18 protein-coding genes are annotated in these 23139 nt (G+C 39.4%); 15 read left to right on the top strand and 3 right to left on the bottom strand.

Annotation, left to right across the window (positions count from 1 at the left end):
• The first annotated feature begins 112 nt into the window (after positions 1–112).
• The 12 genes from pyk (at position 113) to ACWTVK_RS08245 (ending at position 12872) form a co-directional block, all read left to right on the top strand.
• Positions 113–1861 carry a pyruvate kinase gene (gene pyk / locus ACWTVK_RS08300; RefSeq protein WP_456046528.1) on the top strand — a complete coding sequence of 583 codons (1749 nt, stop codon included), beginning with the start codon at positions 113–115 and terminating at the stop codon, positions 1859–1861.
• A 37-nt stretch (positions 1862–1898) separates the two neighbouring features.
• The gene (locus ACWTVK_RS08295; RefSeq protein WP_456046527.1) at positions 1899–2642 is read left to right on the top strand and encodes a Bax inhibitor-1/YccA family protein; all 744 of its coding nucleotides are present in this window, start codon (positions 1899–1901) and stop codon (positions 2640–2642) included.
• 11 nt (positions 2643–2653) lie between these two features.
• A complete protein-coding gene (locus tag ACWTVK_RS08290; protein ID WP_456046526.1) occupies positions 2654–3565 on the top strand; it encodes a LysR family transcriptional regulator in 912 nt (303 codons plus the stop codon).
• Positions 3566–3960: 395 nt separating this feature from the next.
• On the top strand, positions 3961–5361 hold the full coding sequence (locus tag ACWTVK_RS08285) for a DASS family sodium-coupled anion symporter (RefSeq protein WP_303938482.1): 1401 nt from the start codon (positions 3961–3963) through the stop codon (positions 5359–5361).
• Positions 5362–5466: 105 nt separating this feature from the next.
• Complete coding sequence (gene citD, locus ACWTVK_RS08280) at positions 5467–5736, top strand: citrate lyase acyl carrier protein (protein ID WP_009351290.1); 270 nt, start codon at positions 5467–5469, stop codon at positions 5734–5736.
• Positions 5736–6701, top strand: coding sequence for an HpcH/HpaI aldolase/citrate lyase family protein (locus tag ACWTVK_RS08275; protein ID WP_105089655.1), 966 nt, complete (start codon positions 5736–5738; stop codon positions 6699–6701). The genes citD and ACWTVK_RS08275 overlap by 1 nt, the downstream gene beginning before the upstream one ends.
• Positions 6691–8238 (top strand): citrate lyase subunit alpha, encoded by a 1548-nt coding sequence (gene citF / locus ACWTVK_RS08270; protein WP_456046525.1) that lies wholly within the window; start codon positions 6691–6693, stop codon positions 8236–8238. Before ACWTVK_RS08275 ends, citF begins: the two co-directional genes overlap by 11 nt.
• Before the next feature lie 248 nt (positions 8239–8486).
• A complete protein-coding gene (locus ACWTVK_RS08265; protein WP_456046524.1) occupies positions 8487–8990 on the top strand; it encodes a hypothetical protein in 504 nt (167 codons plus the stop codon).
• A 15-nt stretch (positions 8991–9005) separates the two neighbouring features.
• Positions 9006–9881 carry a DUF4261 domain-containing protein gene (locus ACWTVK_RS08260; protein ID WP_456046523.1) on the top strand — a complete coding sequence of 292 codons (876 nt, stop codon included), beginning with the start codon at positions 9006–9008 and terminating at the stop codon, positions 9879–9881.
• A 28-nt stretch (positions 9882–9909) separates the two neighbouring features.
• Complete coding sequence (locus ACWTVK_RS08255) at positions 9910–10266, top strand: cupin domain-containing protein (protein ID WP_058948382.1); 357 nt, start codon at positions 9910–9912, stop codon at positions 10264–10266.
• Positions 10267–10507: 241 nt separating this feature from the next.
• A complete protein-coding gene (locus tag ACWTVK_RS08250; protein WP_295287180.1) occupies positions 10508–11821 on the top strand; it encodes an MFS transporter in 1314 nt (437 codons plus the stop codon).
• Positions 11822–11975: 154 nt separating this feature from the next.
• Positions 11976–12872, top strand: a complete 897-nt coding sequence (locus ACWTVK_RS08245; RefSeq protein WP_456046522.1) for a hypothetical protein — start codon at positions 11976–11978, stop codon at positions 12870–12872.
• A gap of 65 nt (positions 12873–12937) precedes the next feature.
• Here ACWTVK_RS08245 and ACWTVK_RS08240 read toward each other — a convergent pair whose 3' ends face one another.
• Together ACWTVK_RS08240 and ACWTVK_RS08235 are read right to left on the bottom strand one after the other, a co-directional pair.
• Positions 12938–13357, bottom strand: coding sequence for a hypothetical protein (locus ACWTVK_RS08240; RefSeq protein ID WP_060924520.1), 420 nt, complete (start codon positions 13355–13357; stop codon positions 12938–12940).
• On the bottom strand, positions 13357–14280 hold the full coding sequence (locus tag ACWTVK_RS08235) for a LysR family transcriptional regulator (RefSeq protein ID WP_105089649.1): 924 nt from the start codon (positions 14278–14280) through the stop codon (positions 13357–13359). The genes ACWTVK_RS08240 and ACWTVK_RS08235 overlap by 1 nt, the downstream gene beginning before the upstream one ends.
• A gap of 385 nt (positions 14281–14665) precedes the next feature.
• Between ACWTVK_RS08235 and nifJ the strand changes: the two genes are divergently transcribed.
• The 3 genes from nifJ to ACWTVK_RS08220 all read left to right on the top strand — a co-directional run bounded on the left by nifJ (position 14666) and on the right by ACWTVK_RS08220 (position 21469).
• A complete protein-coding gene (gene nifJ / locus ACWTVK_RS08230; RefSeq protein WP_456046521.1) occupies positions 14666–18202 on the top strand; it encodes a pyruvate:ferredoxin (flavodoxin) oxidoreductase in 3537 nt (1178 codons plus the stop codon).
• Between the two features lie 272 nt (positions 18203–18474).
• On the top strand, positions 18475–20091 hold the full coding sequence (locus tag ACWTVK_RS08225; RefSeq protein WP_456046520.1) for a methyltransferase regulatory domain-containing protein: 1617 nt from the start codon (positions 18475–18477) through the stop codon (positions 20089–20091).
• 349 nt (positions 20092–20440) lie between these two features.
• Positions 20441–21469, top strand: a complete 1029-nt coding sequence (locus ACWTVK_RS08220) for a helix-turn-helix transcriptional regulator (protein ID WP_105084871.1) — start codon at positions 20441–20443, stop codon at positions 21467–21469.
• 74 nt (positions 21470–21543) lie between these two features.
• Here ACWTVK_RS08220 and putP read toward each other — a convergent pair whose 3' ends face one another.
• A complete protein-coding gene (gene putP / locus ACWTVK_RS08215) occupies positions 21544–23031 on the bottom strand; it encodes a sodium/proline symporter PutP (RefSeq protein WP_456046519.1) in 1488 nt (495 codons plus the stop codon).
• Positions 23032–23139: the final 108 nt, after the last annotated feature.

The raw sequence follows: 23139 nt of genomic DNA, 5'->3' as shown, positions 1-23139 counted from the left end.
TATATTTACTACTTAATAACTTATGTTGCGTGAAGCACAGCTAGCTTTCACCAGCATTACTACAATAAGAAATGAAAGATTCAATATAGAAATTGCTTTCATAGGAGGAAAGATGAAACGTACAAAAATCGTATGTACTGTAGGTCCGGGAACGGATAAATTTGGTATTTTAGAAGATATGATGCGAGCGGGCATGAACGTGGCTCGTTTTAATTTCTCTCACGGATCTCATGAAGAGCAAGCAGAGCGCATGCAAATGGTGCGCGATGCGGCGATGATCGTTAATAAACCAATCGCGCTATTGCTTGATACAAAAGGCCCTGAGGTTCGTCTCGGCCTATTTAAAGAGGGCAAGGTATTCCTTGAAGCAGGTCAAAAGTTTACATTGACTACCGATGATGTGGAAGGCACAAACGAGCTTAGCTCCGTGAACCACAAAGGTCTTGTAGGCGACGTGTCCGTTGGGGATAAAATCCTCTTGGCTGATGGTCTTGTAACACTTAACATCGATGCTATCGAAGGTAATAACATTATTACCACTGTTCAAAACAGTGGTGAAATCGGCAACCGTAAACGTGTAGCAGTGCCAGGTGTAGCACTTAGCTTGCCTCCTGTATCTGAACAGGACGAAGCGGATTTACGCTTTGGCTGTCAACAGGGTGTAGACTTTGTAGCCGCATCCTTCATGCAACGCGGTAAGGACATTGTAGCCATTCGTCGCATTCTTGAGTCTGAGAAAAAAGATATCAAGATTATTGCAAAAATTGAAAATGCTGAAGGCGTTAAAAATATCGATGAAATTTTGGAAGTAGCGGACGGCCTCATGGTGGCTCGCGGTGACCTCGGTGTAGAAATCCCTGCCGAAGAGGTACCAGTACTTCAAAAAATGATGATTGAAAAATGTAATGACTTGGGTAAACCAGTTATTACGGCAACCCAAATGCTAGAGTCCATGATTCAAAATCCACGTCCTACACGGGCGGAAGCAAGTGACGTAGCCAATGCCATCTTAGATGGTACGGATGCGATCATGTTGTCTGGTGAAACTGCAAATGGTGCTTACCCAGTAGAGGCGGTTACGACTATGACTCGCATTGCTGAGGTAACAGAACAAGCTGCTATTTACGATAGTAAAAGTCGTGCTCGTCAAGATGTGGATATGACGACTACCAGTGCTGTATGTTTAGCAAGCGTGCGCATCGCTCAAAACCTTGGGGCCGCTGCTATTTTGACATGTACTGAATCTGGTCATACTGCAATTAGCACTGCTCGACATCGTCCGGCTTGCAAAATTATTGCTGTAACTCCGCATGAAGAAACAATTCGCCGCATGCAATTATGCTGGGGTGTAGAGGCTATTAAAGGTCATGAAATCGTTAACTCTGATGAAATGGTTAAACAAGCTATTACAGGTGCTCTTGGCACAGGTGCCATTGAGTCTGGTGACTTAGTTGTGGTAACGGCTGGCGTACCATCTGGTGCAACAGGTACTACAAATATGATTCGCGTTCATATTGCAGGCCAAGTACTCTTATCTGGTAATGGTATTTTGCGTAAATCCGTTACAGGCACTGTATTCATTGCTGCTAACCATAAGGGCAACTATGAAAGCTTCAAAGACGGCGACATCCTCGTTGTAGGTACAATGGAGCCTGAATTAATGGCTATTGCTAAACGTGCAGGTGGCATTATTGCTGTTGAAGATGGTTATACCTCTGACAGTGCTATTGCAGGCATTACCTATGGCATTCCTGTAATTTTAGGCGCTAAAAACGCTCATGACGTACTCCTTGAAGGTCAAGAGGTAACAATCGATGGCGAACGCGGTAAGGTGTTTGCTGGCATTGCTAATGCTCGATAGTTTTAGTAAAAGATAATTAAATATAAGGAGGGATAGTATGAATCCATATAATGTAACAGGACCTAGTAATTCTCAAGTTGCTCAGGTTGAAAGTATTGTATCCCAACGTTTGAAGGGATCCTTCTTGTGGATGGTTGTAGGTTTACTTACGACTATCGGTGTTGGAGTTGCTGCGTTGGCAAATCCAAACTGGCTACGCTTTGCATACGAAAACTTTAATATTATTCTATTAGTTGAACTAGGCGTAGTATTCCTATTTAGTGCTCGTGCGTATACTGCCAATGTTATGACTTTAAAAGGCATGTTCTTCCTCTACAGTGCATTGAATGGTCTTACATTGACACTTATATCCTTGAGATATAATGTATTTGAAGTAGTTATTCCCGCGTTAATCGGCACGTTAGCGTTCTTCATCGGCTTTGCTATCGTAGGGGCTACTACGAAACGTAATTTGTCATCCCTAACCCCATATGTAATGGCTGTCTTACTTGGTATGATCATCGTATCTTTTGTGATGATAGGGGCTCGTTATTTTAACTGGGCTGTACTCAGTGGCTTTAGCGACACTGTTAGCTTAGTTCTAGGTTATGTAGGGGTTGTAGTATTCTCCATCTTTACAGCTATCGATGTGAACCGCATTAAAAATAATGTGACACAAGTAGCGCTCTTGGAGGATGAAACCATTTTAGACCGCATTGAAATCACAGGTGCTTTGAGCCTATACTTGGATTTCATTAACTTATTCTTATCCTTATTGCGCATCTTTGGCAATAAGCGATAAAAGGAGATTGTATGGATAATAGAGAATGGCAAACCTTTGTAACCGTTGTGGATGAAGGGAATATTACAAGGGCTGCAGAAAAATTATTTTTATCACAACCGGCTTTAAGTTATCGGTTGCGCCATATGGAAAAAGCCTTGGGCCATTCTCTGTTGTTGCGAACTGCTGAAGGGATTGCTCTTACAGCACAAGGCGAAATTTTTTATGACTACTGTAAAAGAATGATGCAGGATCAAGAGGCCTTAGAAAATGCTATGAATTCCGCTTCTGGTAAGATTCAAGGGACCTTAAAAATCGCATCATCCATCAATTTTGCAGACTATGAACTACCAGCTTTACTGAAATCATTCCGGGAGCAGTATCCGGATGTGCATATTCAAGTTAAGACTGCTTTCAGCCATCAAGTAGTAAAAATGTTTAATTCTGGTGACTGTATGGTTGCCTTTGCTCGTGGTGGCTATGAAGTATCTGGTAAATCTGAATTACTATTGGAGGAACCGTATTGTTTGGTTTATAAAGAATTAGTACCACCTGAGTCGTTAGAGAAGGTGCCATTCATTAAATATCAAACAGATGCATCTGTAGCAAACATTATTGAAACGTGGTGTGCCGAGCATTTTGAAGAACCACCGAGTGTTGCGATGGATGTAAATTCTATGAGTACGTGCCGTCACTTTGTACGCGCCGGCCTTGGATGGTCCATTTTGACCTATATGGGCCTTGGATCTTGTAAGGATAGAGATATATATGTAAGTCCATTGCGTAGCAAAGATGGTACCTATATCACTCGTGATACAAATATGGTATATACAAAGGATGCGGAAAATCTAGTAGTAGTAAAGACCTTTATCGAGTATGTTCGGAATTATTACAAAGAGCATACTGTAGTAGATAATAGTATTTTTAGAGAATATAAAGGATAGATTTATAAATAGATCCAATATAAGAATTTGTAACTGCCTATTCATGCTATTTCAGTATTAGACTTTTTCGATATAATAAGTCATAATAAAGGTGTCTCGAAAGAGCCAGGCAGGACCATGTAAGTGCATGTATACCCCCTTTGGGGACGTATACATGCATTTTTTTCATTATGGGCTGCAATTCTATGCTTAAAATGCATAAAAAGTATGAATAGTAGATATAAAAGTTTTTATAACCCCTATAAAGGTAATCTATTATTCATAATTCTTTTAAGCATATATAATGAGTGTAGACAAAGACTCCTAGAGTTCAATAGATGATAGTCGCGTATCACGAATCTTTAGGGGAGTGTTAGGATGATATACATGCCTATGTTTTTAAGAAAGGAATAAACATGGAAAAATTCTTAAAACTAGCACTTATCGTGCTAATTCCAATTATCCTCTGGTTTACAACTCCACCAGAAGGGCTCTCTGCGGAAGCGTGGCGCCTCTTAGGCTTCTACATTGCAGGTATCGTAGGTTTGATTTTAAAACCATATCCAATTCAAATTATTTTATTAGCTGTATTATCTGCTTCTGCATTATTCTTAGACAATGCAAAAGATATCTTGGTAGGTTATGGCTCCACAGCATTGTGGATGATCATCGCTGCGTTCTCCTTGAGTGTTGCCTTTGGTAAAACTGGTCTTGGTCACCGCGTTGCGTACCATTTGATTGATGCATTTGGCTCTACTGTATTACGCCTTGGCTATGTAACAGCACTTCTTGATTTAGTATTATCTCCAGCAACACCTTCTAACACAGCACGTGCGGCTGGTATTGTATATCCAATCAATTTATCCATCGCTGAATCCATCGGTTCTTATCCTGGTGATACTGCAAAACGCGGTGGTTCCTTCATCTTGATGAATGGATATTTCGTAACAAAAATTACATCCTTCATGTTCTTAACAGCTATGGCTCCTAATGTGTTGGCTTTGGACTTTGTTACTAAAATCACTGGTCTAAACATGACTTGGGCTGAATGGGCTTTGGCTTTAGCTCTTCCTGGTCTTGTAATGTTGATTTTCGTTCCACTTGTAGGTTACTGGATCGACCGTCCTGAAGCAGTAAAAATTGACAATAAGAAATTGGCTGCTGACGGTCTTGCTAAATTAGGACCTATGAAAATGTCTGAAAAAATCTTGGCAGTTGTATTTATTCTTGCTCTTATCGGTTGGGCATTGCCTTCCATCGGTTTTGATTTGAGCCCAACAGCAGTAGCATTAGTTGCTATGACTGTTGTGTTCTTTGCTGGTATCATCACTTGGGATGACATGGTTCAAACAAAAGCTGTTTGGAATACATTCATCTGGTTCGGTGCTATCCTTGGTTTATCCACTGCTTTAACAAAAGCTAAATTCTTCGCTTGGCTTGCAGCATATATGCAAGCAAACTTGGCACTCGATGTGTCTCCACTCGTAGTTGTATTAATTCTTTCTGCTATTAGTGTTGTCATTCGTTACTTATTCGCTTCCAGTACTGCCTACATTGCATCTATGCTTCCAGTATTCTTGACTGTAGGTATGGCAGCTGGTGTTAACCCTGTTATGTTTGGTTTAGTATTGCTTGCAACAAATGCGTTTGGTGGGCTTGTAACTCACTACGGTGCATCTCCAGGTCCAATCATCTACTCTGCAGGTTACAATAACTTGAAAGATTGGTGGACTGCTGGTGCAATCTTAGCAGTATTGAGTTGGATTCTACTCTTTGTAGTAGGTATCCCTTGGTGGACTTTCATCGGTATGATTTAATCACCATATAATTTTATAATCAACATGGTTTTAACGGCACGGACCAGACATTCGCGACACGTCTGGTCTTTGCCATTTGATATATTTTTAGTGAAAGGATGCAACATGGCACAATTAGTAAAAGCTGCACAAGCTGGCTTCGACGAAAAAAATGATGCATTAGTAACGGTTGAACCGATTGCTAGCGGTATCGAAATTGAATTAACATCCAAAGTTATTCGCCAATACGGAGATCAAATTAAATCCGTTGTTTTAAACACAGTTAAAGAAGCTGGTTTTGACGGCGTAAAAGTAATCGTACAAGATAAAAATGCTTGGGATTACACAATTAAAGCTCGCGTATTGGGCGCATTGGAAAGGGGGAGCAAAGCATAATGGCTAACGATAAAACATTCCCAGAAGTTAAAACAAATCCATTAACAGAGGCTGCAAAAAAACGCTTGTCTCGTTCCATGATGTTCGTACCTGGTAATACACCTAAAATGATTAACAGTGCTGATATTCACGGCGCTGACTCCATCATGATTGATATCGAAGACTCTGTTCCTGTAACAGAAAAAGATACAGCTCGTCTTTTAACTGCAGAAGCATTGAAATCTCGCAAATTCCGTGCAGAAACAGTTGTTCGTATCAACCATCCTACACAAACTCCTTATGGCTATGACGATCTTGATGTAATCGTTCCAGCTAAACCTGATATGATTCGTTTACCTAAAACTGAAGACGTGTCTGAAGTTGAAATCGTAGCGAAGAAAATTGAAGAAGTAGAAAAAGCTAATGGCTGGCCAGAAGGTACTATCAATATTATCGTAGCTATCGAATCTGTTCGTGGATTGTACAATGTTCGTGAAATCTGTCATGGCCCTCGCGTAGTAGCTATCGCTCTTGGCGCTGAAGACTATCGTGCTGACCTTCGTACAGGTAAACATAAACCAGCTGTTGAATTGCTATTCGCTCGTCAAACAATTCTTCATGCCGCACGTGAAGCAGGTATCCGCGTAATTGATACTGTATTCTCTGACGTGAAAGACCCACAAGGCTTCCGCGAAGAAGTTGAATTCATTAAAGCGTTGGGTTACGATGGCAAATCTTGTATCCACCCAAGCCAAATCAAAATTATCCACGAAGTATTCACTCCTGACGAAAAAGAAATCGCTCACTCCGTTAAGGTATTGAACAGCTACGCAGATGCATTGCGCAACAATAAAGGCGTAATCTCTGTAGATGGTAAAATGATCGATGGTCCTATCGTAGTTCGTGCACAACGCGTTGTTGATAAAGCACGTGCAGCAGGCATTAAAGTTGAATTAGAGGAAGGAGCAGAATACGATGTTAAATAAAGTAGGTCGCGATATCCCAACAAATATCCCAGCACTAGAAGGTCGCGAAGTGTATCAAGGTGAATTCGCCATTGAACCTAAAGCTCATCGCGCAGGTAAACCTGTACACATGAGTCGTGTTGGTACTAATAAAGTACTTGCTTCCATCGATGAAGCAATCGAAAAAGCTGGTGTAAAAGATGGTATGACATTGTCCTTCCATCATCACTTGCGTAATGGCGACTATGTAATGAAAATGGTTATGGAACGCGTTCAAGCAAAAGGCATTAAAGACATCACAATTGCGTCTTCTTCCTTGTCCCCATGCCATGAATTCTTGGTAGAAATGATTCAAGATGGTACTGTAACAGCTATTGAAACATCTGGCTTGCGCGATCGTCTTGGTAAATTCTTAACACAAAACCCAGGCATATTGAAACGCCCTGTAGTGATTCGTTCTCACGGTGGCCGTGCTCGTGCTATCGAATCTGGCGAAGTACATATCGACGTAGCTTTCATGGCTGCTCCTACAGCTGATCCACGTGGTAATGCTACTGGTCGTATGGGTAAATCCGCATGTGGTGCGCTTGGCTATGCTAAAGTTGACTCCCATTATGCTGATACAACTGTTATTATCACAGATAACTTAGTTGACTATGTACACAACTATGCAATCCCTCAAACTGACGTAGATTATGTTGTTGAGGTTGAAAGCATTGGTGATCCAGAAGGTATTGCTTCTGGTGCGGTAGGTTTCACTAAAAACCCTATCCAAATTAAAATTGCTGAATTAGCTGGTGAATTCCTTGACCAAGCTGGCATCATTAAAGATGGTTTTGTATTCCAATTGGGCGCTGGTGGTGCTCCATTGACTGTGGCGAAATTCATCGCTGAAAAACTTCGCAAACGCGGTGAAGTAGGTGGCTTCGCTATCGGTGGTGCTACTGGTATCTTGACTGGTATGCTTGAAGAAGGTTTGATTCGTGCTATTTACGATACTCAAACATTCGATACAACTGCAGCAGCATCCTTGGATAAAAACCCTGCACACATCGAAATGTCTGCTTCCATGTACGCTAACCCATGGACAGACTGCACTACAAACTACTTAGACGTAGTATTCCTTGGTGCTACTGAAATCGACCTTGATTTCAACGTAAACGTAATGACTGACTCCAACGGTGTATTGATGGGCGCTTCTGGCGGTCACTCCGATACAGCAGCAGGTGCTAAATGCACAGTTATTACTTGCCCATTGATCCGTGGCCGCTTGCCAATGATCCGTGACAAAGTAGCAACTGTAATTACACCAGGCTCCTCTGTTGACGTACTTGTTACTGAATACGGTATCGCAATCAACCCAGCTCGTACTGATTTAATTGAACGCTTCAAAGATAGCAACTTGCCTATCTTCACAATTGAAGAATTACAACAATTAGCATTTGATTTAGTAGGTAAACCACAAGATATTCCTGTATCTGATAAAGACGAAGACATCATCGCAATCGTTGAATACCGCGATGGCTCCATTCTTGACGTGGTTCGTAAACCTCTATAATTAAGTAGTGCTGAGAGTTCGAGGGAAACCGTAACAGGTAGGCCATCGGCTCATCATCCTATGCTGATTAGATAATATAAAGACCCTCTCCATAGTTCTCGGACTTATGGAGAGGGTCTTTTTGTAGTTATAAATGATTTAGTGTTAATTTTAGATACAGGGTCAAAACTTAATGAGATAAAAATGGTACATAGATATAGTTATACTTTTACTATAAGAAGATTGGAGATCTTTAGGAGGTAGTTTCTATGTATCGTTGTATTGCTAAGTTAGAGATTGACCTAGAGGGGCTAAGTGAGTTTTATAGTGATGTAAGCGAATATGAAACACTAAATATGTACCAAATAATATCTGCTTGGTTACAGGATGATTTAGATGGACCTAATCCTGAAAAAACGGTGTTCGGTGTATCAGAATATGCTTTAGATTGGATGTCTGTGCTACCAGGGGACACTTCCTATCGTAACCTATTTGATATGGGAAATTGCAAACTTGGTAATCATTCTGAAAGTATTGATTATTTATATGCGCGATTTCTACAAACCTTGGAGAATAATAAGACGTTTGAACTTGAGTATGAGTCATTATCTTTAGATTATATAATCGTGATGCCACAGTATATCGATATTACGCTAACATGTAGTAGAAATATAGATTATTTATTATTTATGAAACAGTGGTTACGTAATTGTAGTACTTATAAACATCTGATATACTATAAAATGAAAGATATATTTTACATTATGTTTTAATTTAGGAGAGCGTGTATGACTCAAGTATTTAAACAAGATCTAACAGATAACTCTGTTCGCCCTGGCGGTTTGTTTTTCGTTGAGTTATTAATGCCAAAGCAGTGTGATATGCCTAATCGAGATACAATGGTAGAGGTATTCACAAAGCATTTAGGTCCTGTTGATTGCTTTAGTTATGGCGTTGAATCTGCTGGTTTTGCACCTCAGAATTATAAGGTTCATTACGAGGATAACGATGCAGATATTTCACCAACCTTGATGGTGACGAATTGTGAAAAAATCGACAAACCTGTACTAGATGATTTTACACGTAGTCAGGTTTGGGATTGTCCAAATGTAGATGACTTGCTAGATGAGTGCCAATATAGAGTATTTGCTACAGACATGTTAGCTTCGGGTTTAGAACCTAAAGAACGAGCTGATATGCTCGTGAAATATGTAGATGCGTTGTTAGAGTTATATCCATCCTGTAAGGCCGTTGTCTTTGGTCCATCTCGTAAGTTCTTAAGTCGAGAAACCATTGAAAATCATCCTGATAAAGCTGTAACACGTTTTATTTATTATGCCGTAAATGTGCGATATTTTAGCATTCAAGGCACAGATGACATGATGGTTGATACGATAGGTATGAACACCTTATTCTACCCTGATTTGCAGTATCACTTTCACGGTATGAACCCCGATGAAATTGTAAATCATGCGTATAGTGTATTGTATTATATCTTTGAGCACGATAATCCTATTGATGACGGGCAAACGATTGCAGGCTTAGAAAATGGAAATATGAATCCAGATATTAAATGGGCGGTTCAGTATGAGGACTCCTTAATTCAACCTGTTCGAACTGTTATAGATATTAATATGGGAGAATATGCATCGGGTACTCGTTAGTTGTTAATCGATGAAAGGTGTGAGCATTATGAGTAATCAACGTATTTTTGACATGGAACTTGTGAAAGTTGAAAGTTTGGAGAAAGCTGTTAGGACTCCATTTTATCAAACTGATTCCACAGGTGGCTCAGTATGGGTTATTAAACCTGGGCAAACCTTACCAAAGCATTACCATCATAACTCTGATGATATATGGGTTATATTGCAAGGTAAGGGGGTATTTTATCCAACGCCTGATACAGAGGTGCCTTTTACAAAGGGACAAGTTATAGTATCTAAAAAGGGTGAATGTCATGGCGCAAAAAATACTGGGACAGAAGATGTTATCTTTGTAAGTATCGTTGCTCCTGTGCCTGCTGATTATGATCCTGTTAGTACAAATTAATATGAAAGCACTTTATAGTATTTTCTTATCTTGTGATAGAGATATATTTATACTATAAAGTGCTTTTTGTTTTATACAGTCATTCTTAGCAAATATCCTTTTTCTATTTTTAAAGGCTATTATTTTGGTGTTACTATTCCTATTTGTTATTTCTATATTCTATATAATTCCATTGACAGAGGACTTTTGTTTTCTTAAGATAGTAAGGTATGTAATATCTTAAGTAGTAGAAAGGAATTATATGAACTCATCTACACCAGAGCCTCAAAGTGGGGCCATCGATTTCAAAGACTTTACAAAGCGGCGTATGCTACACGTAGTCTTACCTTTATTTATTGTTTCCATCATTGCCTTCTTAGACCGTGTTAATATTGCCTATGCAGGCTTGACCATGAAAGAGAATTTACCATGGTTAACGCCAGAGGTATTCGGTATGGGGGCCGGTATTTTCTTTATTGGCTACGTTTTATTTGAAGTGCCAGCATCCTTAATAGCTGCTCGCTGTAACGCTATGCATTGGGTGGCTCGTATCATGTTTAGTTGGGGTCTCGTATGTATTCTTATGACGACGATGACTACAGAGTTGGAGTTTTATATTTATCGATTCTTACTCGGTCTATGTGAAGCCTCTTTATATCCTGTAATTTATTCGTTACTGATACCGAATTGGTTCTTGCCAAAGGAACGTGCGAAAGCGATCTCCTTGATGTTAACATCTTTATTGTTCTCTAATATCATCGGTGGTCCATTGGCAGGTATCTTACTTGATACAACATTCTTTGGTCTTCATGGGTGGCGCACACTTTTCATCGTTGAAGCCATTCCTGCTGTAATTTTTGCGTTCATTTTCGCATTCTGGATGAAAGAACGTCCAGATCATGCATCTTGGGTAACTGATGCAGAAAAAGCGTATATCAAGGCTGAACTTGAAAAAGAAGAGCAACAAAAGCAAGCTGTAAAGAAATATACTACATGGCAAGCTTTGAAAGATCCAAAAGTATTGCGTTTAGCATTAATCTATTTCTTGTGGGTTATTGGTTTCTGGGGCTTTAGCTTCTGGATGCCTCAAGTTCTTAAAAGCCTATCTGGTTGGCCACCAAGTGTTGTAGCATGGTCTATTGCGATTCCCATGTCTGCTGCATTACTTGTACAAGTATATTGTGGTTATTCCTCTGAAAAGCGCAATGAAAAACGTTGGCATGTTGCTACTACATTGTTCATTGGTACTATTGGCTTCTTAGCAACACCACATAGTCCATCTCCAGAAATTAGTTTATTCTTTATCTGCTTAACTGCTGTAGGCGTTTACGGTGGCATGGGTGTATGGTGGACAATGCCAACAACCTTCTTATCTGGTGCTGCTGCGGCAGGGGCGATGGGCCTTATTAACTCCTCTGGTAACATGGGGGGCTGGGTAGGTCCTTATATGCTTGGTTTCATCAATGGTCACACTGGTAGCTTTACTTACGGTTACTATGTAATGGGGGCCTGTATGTTCCTTGCAGGTCTATTGATTTTGACATTACCAAAATCTATGGAACACAAGGAACACTAAGTTAAAAATTAAATACAAATTTAAAAAGAGTTATATTGTTTATTCTTTTCTATGACGGATATTGAATAAATATATAGCTCTTTTTCTTTTAGTAAATATATTATTTATGTATAATAAGAGTAATGTAATCTACAGTAAAAAGAGAGAGGCTACTATGTATAGAACGTTATTATTAGCAACCGTATTAACAACTTTTACACTAGGCGTATCTGTAAGTGCGATATCATTACGTGACCCGAATGGTGAAGGTCGAGCTATCTTTGAACGAGCAGCAGTGTACAACCGTGACGTTGTTAAAGTTTCAAGTCCTTATGATTCATGGGAGACAGCTGTTAAGAATTTAGGACGCGCTAAATATATTGATGATTTAGAACAATATAAGACGATAGACAACTTACAGAGTCAATTGAAGCCTATATTAGGCGGTTATTATGTATCAGCATATTACGTAGACTTTAATATCCTTACTCATGATGATGGTATTGTTAAAATAAAACCGACCAGTAATGATGTAGGTGAGACTAAATATATTGTAGAGTATAAAACTCAAGAGCATTATATTGATTCAATATTATGGAATCCTTTTGTAGAGAAAGTTATTACAGTAGCAGATCCGATTATTTCTTATGAGAATCAGTATGGAACGGGAAAACTTATAGTTGTGACAGCCTTTGGATATCAAGAGGATGTTCAAGGTTTTCCAGATAAGGGACTTATAGCTGCAAATAAAGCTTATAAGGCTGCTGAAGATACGTTGGTTAGTAGAGTATTGGAATTAGGCTGGGTTGATACATCTAGTGAAGCAGAGTTACGAGATTATTTAAATACAAATGATGGTATTCATAAGGGGTACACTTTGGATGCCATGGGCTTTGGTGTTATGGCTCAAAAAGATCTCTTTCTTTATATAGATGATAAAGGTAATTTCCATCATAGGCACTACTCTGTTGTGAGTGAATGGGAAAAATCCTATAATAAGAATTTCCGTTTATATAAGCACATTCCCCTTGATAAAAAGATAAAAGCTATTACTGTGGTTCAAACGAATTAAGGCAGATATAACAAAAAGCCAGATACAATGTAAATACTTTAGTATGTATTGTATCTGGCTTTTATTTATTTTTTTACATCCGGCACTTTCCCAGGATTCATATCGAGGTTTAAATCCGTCGATTTGAATGGGGAAGGGTTAGCTTCTGGTGGTTGCACTTTGAGTTCTGGGTGTAACCATTGTAGTTGTTTCAGTTCCCAGTCGTACTTGGCACCGTCGTTTTGTAATTGGCGAATGTCTTTAAAGATACCATCCAGTTGGTCGCTATGTTTATTAGCCATCCCTTCTAGAATGTAAAGGCGACCAGCTACGCTATCAACGGAAGAACCATCGTGGTCTTCATCGACACGCCATTGTAGTTCTGAAATTTGTATTTGCTGGAAGATTATAACAATGACCAGCACGATAATAACGCCCCACATGGGTGTTTCTTTAGCTTTCAAAAGGGCCCGCAATTTAGATGCGAGCCCAGATGGTTTATTCATTATTGACGATCCTCGAGTTGTAATCCAGGTAATGGTAATTTGGAATTTACAAAGTCTAACCACAAGCGAGAAGCATGGGAGAGGTAATGACCTTTTTTCCAAATAACATAAAGTGTATGAATGATTTCTGGTACAAGTGGACGTACAACGACCTTGGAACCAACCTCTGTATTTTCACCTACCTCAGGGCAGAGGCGAGATGGTAACAATGCGATGGCAAGGTCTGCACTAACTGTTTGCAACATAAGATCACGTTGGCTTGTTTCAAATACGATATGAGGTTGAAAACCTGTATGTTTACAAGCTTTGATGATTTCGTCATGCAAATTAAAGTCGTCTTTGTGCAATACGAAAGACTCATCAGCTAGCATTTCTAAACGAATTTCTTTTTCTTTCGCAAGAGGGCTAGATTTTGGAACGATAACGGAAAGAGGATCACTAGTGAGGTAGAAGGACTCAAATTCTTTTGGATTTGGTTTCGTACAAATGATACCAATATCAATTAAGCCTTCTTGAACACTAATCTCAACTTTTTTAGAACCTTGTTCATAAAGTTCTAATTCAATTTGTGGATATACTTTTTTGAACTCCCCTAAAAGCTGAGCGAAGATAGGTGCATCGGTAATTGGTGGAATACCAATTCTAATGGAACCTTGTTCCAAACGAAACTCGTTTTCAAAATCAGTTTTTAGATGTTCAAACATGAATACTACGCGTTTTGCGTGGGTTAAGAAGATGGTACCCCCATCAGTAAGTTCTACAGATTTAGCATTACGCATGAAGAGAACAACACCAAGTTCGTCTTCTAAAGCTTTAATAGTACGGCTGATAGCGGATTGGGAGATGTGCAAATTCCGCGCAGCTTTACTAAAGCTTTTTTGATCAGCTACTTCAACGAAGTATTTCAAATGATGAAAATCCATAATTAACCCCCTAAAAATAAAATCTGGTTATGGGAAGTGACCTATACTAAATGAGAATAGTTATTACTATAACGCAATTAGCTATTACTTTATGTAAAGCATGGATAGCAATATTGGCAAAGCGACAGTCACTGTATGTGTTGCGTTGATAGGGCCCAGCACGTTATAATGTGCATATAGGGCTATATCAAGTTATGATATTAGGAATTATGGTTGTGCCCAATACAAAAGTATGTTCACACATAATGCCATATTATATATAACATATATATTATTGCATTATTTTTTCATGTGCGCAAGTTTGTAATGGTTGTTATTCCTAAACATAATGATAGATTAAGCAAGTGTTCTATTTTTGCTAAATGCTTAAGGAGGCAATAATCACATGAGTCGTAAATTTAAAACTATGGACGGCAACCAAGCGGCTGCTCACGTTTCTTATGGTTTTACAGAAGTTGCTGCGATTTACCCAATCACTCCATCTTCCCCAATGCCAGAACACATTGACGAATGGGCTGCGTCTGGTCGTAAAAACATCTTCGGCAACACTGTTCAAGTTGTAGAAATGCAATCTGAAGCAGGTGCTGCTGCCGCAACTCACGGTTCTTTACAAGCTGGTGCATTAACAACAACTTTCACATCTTCCCAAGGTTTGTTATTGATGCTTCCTAACTTATACAAAGTAGCAGGCGAATTACTTCCAGGTGTATTCCAAGTAGCTGCTCGTGCATTGGCTGCACACGCTTTGGCTATCTTCGGTGACCATCAAGACGTAATGGCTGCTCGTGCAGCTGGCTGCGCTATGCTTGCTGAATCCTCCGTACAAGAAGTAATGGACTTGTCCGCTGTAGCTCACTTGACAGCTATTAAAACTCGTGTACCATTCATCAACTTCTTCGACGGTTTCCGTACATCCCATGAAATTCAAAAAATTGAAATCTGGGACTATGAAGATTTGAAACCATTAGTAGACATGGACGCTGTTAAAGCTTTCCGTAAAAATGCTTTGAACCCAGATGCTCCTGTAACTCGTGGTACTGCAGAAAACCCTGACGTTTACTTCCAACATCGCGAAGCATCCAACAAATTCTACTTGAACGTTCCTGACGTTGTAGAACATTACATGAACGAAGTTAACAAATTGGCTGGTACTAACTACCAATTGTTCAACTACCATGGTGCTCCTGATGCAACTGACGTAGTCGTTACTATGGGTTCTTCCGCTCAAGTAGTACAATCCACTGTTGACTACTTAAATAAATTGGGTCGTAAAGTTGGTTTCATCAACGTTCACTTGTTCCGTCCATTCGCAACAGATCGTTTGTTGAAAGCTCTTCCTCAAACTGTAGAACGCATTGCAGTTCTTGACCGTACTAAAGAACCAGGCGCTTTGGCTGAACCATTGTTCTTGGACGTACAAGCTGCTGTAATCGATGGTGGCCGTAACGTAAAAGTTATCGCTGGCCGTTATGGTTTGAGCTCCAAAGACGTTATCCCTGCAGACATCGTAGCTGTATTCGATAACTTGGCTGCTGAAAACGGCAAGAAATTCTTCACATTGGGTATCAATGATGATGTTACATTCTTGTCCTTGGATCGTGCTGAAGGCGTAGATATTGAAACTCCTGGTTTGACTGAATGTAAATTCTGGGGCTTCGGTTCTGACGGTACTGTAGGTGCGAATAAATCCGCTATCAAAATCATCGGTGACCACACTGATATGTATGCTCAAGCATATTTCGACTACGACTCCAAAAAATCTGGTGGCGTAACAATGTCTCACCTTCGTTTTGGTAAAAACCCAATCAACTTGCCATACTTGGTAACTGAACCTCAATTCGTAGCATGTCACCGTCAATCTTACGTACATGAATACGACTTGATCCGCGGTATCAAAAAAGGTGGTACATTCTTGTTGAACTGTACTTGGTCTCCTGAAGAATTGAACGAACATTTACCTGCTAAATTACGTCGTCAAATCGCAGAAAAAGAATTGAACTTCTACATCATCAACGCTGCGAAAATCGCTTCCGAAATCGGTTTGGGCGGCCGTATCAACATGGTAACTCAAGCTGCATTCTTCAAATTGACTGAAATCATCCCTGTAGATGACGCTGTTAAATACCTTAAAGAATCCGTAGTAACTTCTTACGGTAAAAAAGGTCAAAATATCGTTGACATGAACAACGCTGCTATCGATCAAGGTGTTAACGCTTTGGTAAAAGTAGATGTTCCTGCTGACTGGAAAAACGCTGTTGATGAAGGTGGCCACGCAGTTAAACCTGGTTGCGAATCTTGCCCATCCTTCGTTCAAAACATTGCACAACCAATCAATGCACAAGCTGGTTATGATCTTCCTGTATCCACATTCGCTGGTTACGAAGATGGTACATTACCTGCTGGTACTGCTAAATTCGAAAAACGCGGTCCTGCATTGTTCGTTCCAAAATGGTTACCTGAAAACTGTATTCAATGTAACCAATGTTCCTTCGTATGTCCACATGCTACAATTCGTCCAATCTTGGCAACTGAAGCAGAAGTGGCTGCAGCTCCAGAACATTTCGATACAATCCCTGCATTGGGCGCTAAAGACCTTCAATTCCGTATCGCAGTATCCCCATTAGATTGCTTGGGTTGCGGTAACTGTGTTGATATCTGTCCAGCTCCTAAAGGCAAAGCTATCGTAATGACTTCCATCGATTCCGAAATCGAACAAGCTGAAGCATGGAACTACGGTGTTAACCTTCCTGTAAAAGAAAACCCTATGAAGAAGGACACTGTTAAAGGTTCCCAATTCGAACAACCATTGTTCGAGTTCTCCGGTGCTTGCGCAGGTTGTGGTGAAACTCCTTACGCTAAGTTGTTAACTCAATTGTTCGGCGACCGCATGATGATTGCCAATGCAACTGGTTGTTCCTCCATCTGGGGTGCTTCCATGCCTGCATCTCCATACACAACTAACCAACAAGGTCAAGGTCCTTCTTGGGCAAACTCCTTGTTCGAAGATAATGCTGAGTATGGTTATGGTATGTACATCGGCGTTAAGAAAATTCGTCAACAATTAGTAGAATTAGCTTCTAAAGCTGTAGAAACTGCTACAGGCGAATTGAAAGAAGCTTTGGAACAATGGATTGAATTTGCTAACCTTGGTGCAGCAACTCGTCAACGTTCCGAACGTTTAGTAGCAGCTATCGAAGCTGAAGGTGCTACAACTCCAGAATTAAAAGAAATTCTTGAGAAAAAACAATTCTTGATCAAACGTTCCCACTGGATCTTCGGTGGTGACGGCTGGGCATACGATATCGGCTTCGGCGGTGTTGACCATGTATTAGCTTCTGGCGAAGACATCAACATCTTCGTATTCGATACTGAAGTATACTCCAACACTGGTGGTCAAGCTTCCAAATCCACTAATATCGCAGCAGTTGCTCAATTCGCAGCTTCTGGTAAACGTACTAAGAAAAAAGACCTTGGCATGATGGCTATGTCTTATGGTTATGTATACGTAGCACAAGTAGCTATGGGTGCAGATAAAAACCAATTGATGAAAGCTGTTGCAGAAGCTGAAGCATATCCAGGTCCTTCCTTGATCATCGCTTACAGCCCATGTATCAACCATGGTATCAAAGCTGGTATGGGTAAAGCTCAAGAAGAACAACGTAAAGCAGTTGCAGCTGGTTACTGGGATCTTTACAGATACAACCCTCAACTTAAAGAAGAAGGTAAAAATCCATTCTCCTTGGATTCCAAAGAACCAACTGAAAACTTCCAAGACTTCCTTAAAGGTGAAGTTCGTTACGCATCCTTGGCTAAAGCAGCTCCAGATGTTGCAGAAGAATTGTTCGCTAAAACTGAACAAGACGCAAAAGATCGTCGCTTAAGCTACGTTCGCTTACAAAAAGGTTTCGAAGACGTAAAATAATTCGTTATTTAACGACTAAGAACTAATAAGAGGCACCCTTTCGAGGGTGCCTCTTTTGTATATAATATAGTTAACTATATGTGGAATTTATTTTATTGTATCTTAAATTAATGCGGTTATTTCTTGAATAGCTAGTTCCTGAATTACTAATGCTTTCATAATAGGTAATATACTAGGAATTTGGTATAATATTAAATAGTTGTGCATATACTACTAGGTATATTGTACAGATATATGATTTGATAACATTAATAGTAAACATAGAGGTGCTTATGGCTAAGGATAATCAACAGATCGCAACAGACGATATGCAACAAACAATATATAAAGAGTTAGGCTATAAATCCTATCCATTTCCTTTTACTACACCTGCCTATTTGGAAGCGTATGGTACACTTGTAGGTCTTAAGCCACCAACGGCTAAAACAGCACGTGTACTTGAATTAGGTACTACGTATGGGGGAAATATTATTTCTCAAGCTGTGCATAATCCAGAAGCAACATTTGTAGGTATTGAGCTTTCCCAAGATCAAGTAGAGAAGGGTAACAAAATTATTAGTGATGCTAAGTTAGAAAATGTATCTCTATTACAAGGGGATATTTTGAACTTTGATGAATCCTTAGGAAACTTTGATTACATTATTGCCCATGGTTTTTACTCTTGGATTAGCGATGAAATGAAGGATAAGTTGCTTGATATTATATCTCATCATTTGGCTGATAATGGCATTGCATATGTATCCTATAATACATACCCAGGTTGGCATACGATGGAAGAGGTTCGTCAACTTATGCTATTTGCTAATCGTGGTTATGATGAGTTGACTCATAAGGAAAAGGTATTACGTGGTAAAACTGTAGGTAGCCTAGTAGGTGCTCAAATTCTTAATTATGATAACCTTAAAGAGCGTAATAGTAAATTCTTAGGTGCCTTGCGTTCCGTTATGCAAAAGGATGATTATTATGTAGGTCATGACCATTTAGAACCTCATAATGATCCATGTTACTTCTATCAATTCAATGATCATTTGAAAGCTCACAATCTTACATATGTGTGTGATGCAGATTTAACATTATCTATGGTTCGTACCTATGATGACAGCATTGCCGATAAACTTGAAAAATTGGCTCCTAATAGCCAAGCGGATCAAGAACAATATTTAGACTTTATGCTTGATACAACATTCCGCAAGTCTATTATTTGCAAAGAAAGTGCTGCAAAGGATATTAGCTATGATGTAGCTAATCCAGATAAGGTGAATACAGTACCTGTACGGTCTATCGTAAATAGTTTTGTATTCCAAATCCTCTTTGATGAAGAAGCATTAGAAATGTTTGAAAATGAGCTTGTACGAGATACATTCAAAGCGCTCATTAAAGATGGTGGCACTTTCAATATGATCGAAGCCCTTGCCATTTTAAAAGCTGCTCATGATACTGCTAATGCATCTGAAGATGACTTAGAACCAGCTGTATGTAGTTTATATAAAGCTATCGTTGAACATATGGTACGCGGTGGTATTCGATTCTATAAAACATTCCCTGATAAACAGGAATACATGGAGGGCTTATCCTATGTACCAGCTCGTTTTACAAACTTTGTAAAAGCTATTGCTGATGGTGGTAGTGAATATATTTATGGTGCAAATATGTTCAATGACGCTATTGGTGATATTTCTGAAGAAGATTTATTGTTCATGGAATTATTGAATAAGCCTAAAGCCAAGTCTACGATGATTAAGAAGATTAAAGATTCTCTCTTTAGCGCTGATAAGGCGCAAACTGGTAAACACCAAAATGCCATGGCGGAAGCATTCTATAATGAATTGACGAAGCGTATGGAGCAATTAGGCTTTATTAGAAGTAAGAAAAACAATGGTCTTTCGTAATTCTTTTAAAATTTCTAAGATAATATTTTAGTGATTCATATAATCTTCAGAATGAATGTAAAACCCATTACACTTATAACATTTATGTGTATTAAGTAGTAATGGGTTTTTGTTTTATATAATTTAATTTAATCTTTTTTAATAATTATTACATTTAGTTATATAATATTGCCAAAAAAGTATAGTAAATCGATAAAATTAATGAGAAATAAATGAACCATATATGAAAAGTATGGTATACTATGTATGGGTATTTTTGTGAACATCATCCGATGTGTTGTGGATGATATTATAAATTGTATTAGTTACAATGTTGTTTTTATTGTATTATTTGTAAAAGGAGTCTTTTATGGCATCTAAGAAGGCCGTTCTAGTATATATACTAGAAATCCTGAAAAGTGAAACGGATGCTAATCATACTTTATCTCAAGAGGAGATTCGCAGTATATTAGCCGAGCGGTACGAGGTATCCGTCGATCGGAAGACCTTAGGCCGTCATTTAAATGATTTATATGAATCTGGTGATTTTGGTATTCAATGTGAAGAGTCTGCCGTAGGAGCAGATGGTACTATTCGCCGTACTGATTTCTATATGATTCATACCTTTGAAGATTCAGAATTGAGATTATTAATTGACGGTATTTTGGCGTCTCGTCATATCACCGCATCTCAACGTAAGGATTTAATTAGTCGTGTTGCTAAATTGGGTAGCTCTCATTTCAAGCCCCATGGTATTGATATTGAAAGTGCTACGGGTTACCTTCATAGAAGTCAGGACTTATTCCTTAATATTGATCTCATAGAGGAAGCAATACAAAAGGGGAGAAAAATTTCCTTGGCTTATTGCCAACCTGACGTGGATAAACGATTACATATCAATCTCGGTCCAGATAATAAGGAGCGAAAGTATGTATTCAATCCATTCCAACTAGTTATGAATCGGGGACACTATTACCTAGTTGGGAACCATGAAAATTATGATGACATGTCTACATTGCGTGTCGATCGAATTGCACACATTACGGTGCTGAGCGAACGCAGAAAACCTTTACGGGAGATAAAGGGCTATAATCAGCAACGCACCTTTAATGTATCACAATATGTAAAAGAACATATTTACATGTTTGGCGGTGAATCCATTACCGTAAGTTTTAAGGCAAAGCGGTCTATTGTAAACCAAATTTTAGATTGGTTCGATGGCAATGTGGAATTCACGAACGTCACATCTGATGATGTTGTATGCCGTGTACGTGTAAATCATGATGCCTTTAAGTATTGGGCACTTCAATATATGCAAAGTGTGAAAGTACTTTCACCAGCATCCTTGGTAGCAGAAGTGAAAGAAGCTATTAAGGAAGGCTTAGAACAATACTCATAATAAAAGAGCTAGTTGATCGTTGAATCAACTAGCTCTATTTTTATGTATGCTATTTTAAACGTCCGATTTCTAATTTATAGAACATGCATTTTTTCTGCTTCGCGATAGTCCTTAAGAACTGGACGAGGAGGTAATTTACCCATGATACTCACTACATAGATAGCGATGGAAGAGAAGAGGAAGCCTGGTACGATTTCGTAAAGGCCGAGGAATCCAAATTGTTTCCAAATGAGTACGGTTAAACCACCTACGACGATACCTGCGATACAGCCATGACGTGTCATACGTTTCCAGAATAAGGAGAACAAGATAGCTGGACCAAAGGCAGCACCAAAACCTGCCCATGCATAGGCAACCATTGTTAAGATGTAGCTATCTGGATCCATTGCCATATAGATGGCTATTAATGCAACTAGTAGCACTACGATACGGCTTACTAGTACTAGCTCTTTATCGCTTGCTTTAGGATGAATGATATTCGCATAAAGGTCATTAGCAATAGCGGAAGCTGTTACTAACAATTGTGCAGATGCAGTACTCATGATAGCTGCTAATACGGCAGACCAGATGAGACCTGCTATAAATGGTGTAAAGAGACGTTCTGTCATGATGAGGAATACTGTTTCCGCATCAGTGCCGACTAATTTATCTGGCAACATGTATACGTGACCGATAAGGCCTACCGCGATAGCTGCCATAAGGGATAAGATAACCCATACCATGGCGATATTCGTAGATTTTTTTAACTCTTTCCCGTCGGAGATGGCCATGAATCTTACGAGAATGTGAGGTTGACCAAAGTAACCTAGGCCCCAACCGAGAGCGGAGATTAAGCCGATAGCCCAAGTGAACCAATCGGATGGATTGCCAAATAAGCTAAGACCTTGAGGGAACTCGTGTTGAATGAGTTGGAATGTTTCAATAGGACCCCCCATAAACATGGCTGCTGTAATTGGTACTGCTAAGATGGCAAAGAACATCAATGCCCCTTGAATACAGTCCGTCCAAGATACGGCGAGGAAACCACCGAGGAAAGTGTAAAATACGACGATGCCCGCTGTAATAAAGAGGGATACGGTGTAATCAAGACCAAAGATGGTATTGAACAGTTTGCCACCTGCTACGAACCCTGATGATGTATAAATCAAGAAGAAAATCAAGATGAATAGGGCTGAGATAACAGCTACCGAATGGGATTGATCGTGGAAACGATTCTTTAAGTAATCTGGTAGTGTTAAGCTATCGCTAGCTACCTCTGTATGGTTACGCAAGCGTCTAGACACGAATTTCCAGTTTGCCCAAGTCCCTAGCGTAAGGCCTACGGCAATCCATACTCCGGAGATCCCCGTTGTATACGCGAGGCCCGGTACACCCATGAGCATCCAACCACTCATATCTGATGCTTCCGCACTCAGTGCTGTGATCCATGGTCCTAATTGTCGGCCGCCGAGGATGTAATCGCCAATACTGTTTGATTTCCTGTAGTAATAGACCCCAATATACATCATGAGTCCTAGATATAAGGCAAAGGCGATAATAATCATTAAGTTGTCTTGTGTCATGCCTATATAAGACCTCCTTAGGTTAAATTTTCATTCTATAGTATTATAAATAATTCTTATTGTATCATATATTAGCACTTTAGAGTGTAAAAATTTGGTGAGATTTTA

It is taken from the genome of Veillonella sp. Ser01, assembly GCF_053850375.1.
The sequence above is the reverse complement of the archived record's forward strand: the minus strand, read 5'-3'. Positions and strand labels throughout refer to the sequence as shown.

What these genes read in the sequence shown, in the direction of transcription:
- pyk (WP_456046528.1), top strand. Translation starts at nt 113, where the DNA reads ATGAAACGTACAAAAATCGTATGTACTGTAGGTCCGGGAACGGATAAA.
- ACWTVK_RS08295 (WP_456046527.1), top strand. Translation starts at nt 1,899, where the DNA reads ATGAATCCATATAATGTAACAGGACCTAGTAATTCTCAAGTTGCTCAG.
- ACWTVK_RS08290 (WP_456046526.1), top strand. Translation starts at nt 2,654, where the DNA reads ATGGATAATAGAGAATGGCAAACCTTTGTAACCGTTGTGGATGAAGGG.
- ACWTVK_RS08285 (WP_303938482.1), top strand. Translation starts at nt 3,961, where the DNA reads ATGGAAAAATTCTTAAAACTAGCACTTATCGTGCTAATTCCAATTATC.
- citD (WP_009351290.1), top strand. Translation starts at nt 5,467, where the DNA reads ATGGCACAATTAGTAAAAGCTGCACAAGCTGGCTTCGACGAAAAAAAT.
- ACWTVK_RS08275 (WP_105089655.1), top strand. Translation starts at nt 5,736, where the DNA reads ATGGCTAACGATAAAACATTCCCAGAAGTTAAAACAAATCCATTAACA.
- citF (WP_456046525.1), top strand. Translation starts at nt 6,691, where the DNA reads ATGTTAAATAAAGTAGGTCGCGATATCCCAACAAATATCCCAGCACTA.
- ACWTVK_RS08265 (WP_456046524.1), top strand. Translation starts at nt 8,487, where the DNA reads ATGTATCGTTGTATTGCTAAGTTAGAGATTGACCTAGAGGGGCTAAGT.
- ACWTVK_RS08260 (WP_456046523.1), top strand. Translation starts at nt 9,006, where the DNA reads ATGACTCAAGTATTTAAACAAGATCTAACAGATAACTCTGTTCGCCCT.
- ACWTVK_RS08255 (WP_058948382.1), top strand. Translation starts at nt 9,910, where the DNA reads ATGAGTAATCAACGTATTTTTGACATGGAACTTGTGAAAGTTGAAAGT.
- ACWTVK_RS08250 (WP_295287180.1), top strand. Translation starts at nt 10,508, where the DNA reads ATGAACTCATCTACACCAGAGCCTCAAAGTGGGGCCATCGATTTCAAA.
- ACWTVK_RS08245 (WP_456046522.1), top strand. Translation starts at nt 11,976, where the DNA reads ATGTATAGAACGTTATTATTAGCAACCGTATTAACAACTTTTACACTA.
- ACWTVK_RS08240 (WP_060924520.1), bottom strand. Translation starts at nt 13,357, where the DNA reads ATGAATAAACCATCTGGGCTCGCATCTAAATTGCGGGCCCTTTTGAAA.
- ACWTVK_RS08235 (WP_105089649.1), bottom strand. Translation starts at nt 14,280, where the DNA reads ATGGATTTTCATCATTTGAAATACTTCGTTGAAGTAGCTGATCAAAAA.
- nifJ (WP_456046521.1), top strand. Translation starts at nt 14,666, where the DNA reads ATGAGTCGTAAATTTAAAACTATGGACGGCAACCAAGCGGCTGCTCAC.
- ACWTVK_RS08225 (WP_456046520.1), top strand. Translation starts at nt 18,475, where the DNA reads ATGGCTAAGGATAATCAACAGATCGCAACAGACGATATGCAACAAACA.
- ACWTVK_RS08220 (WP_105084871.1), top strand. Translation starts at nt 20,441, where the DNA reads ATGGCATCTAAGAAGGCCGTTCTAGTATATATACTAGAAATCCTGAAA.
- putP (WP_456046519.1), bottom strand. Translation starts at nt 23,031, where the DNA reads ATGACACAAGACAACTTAATGATTATTATCGCCTTTGCCTTATATCTA.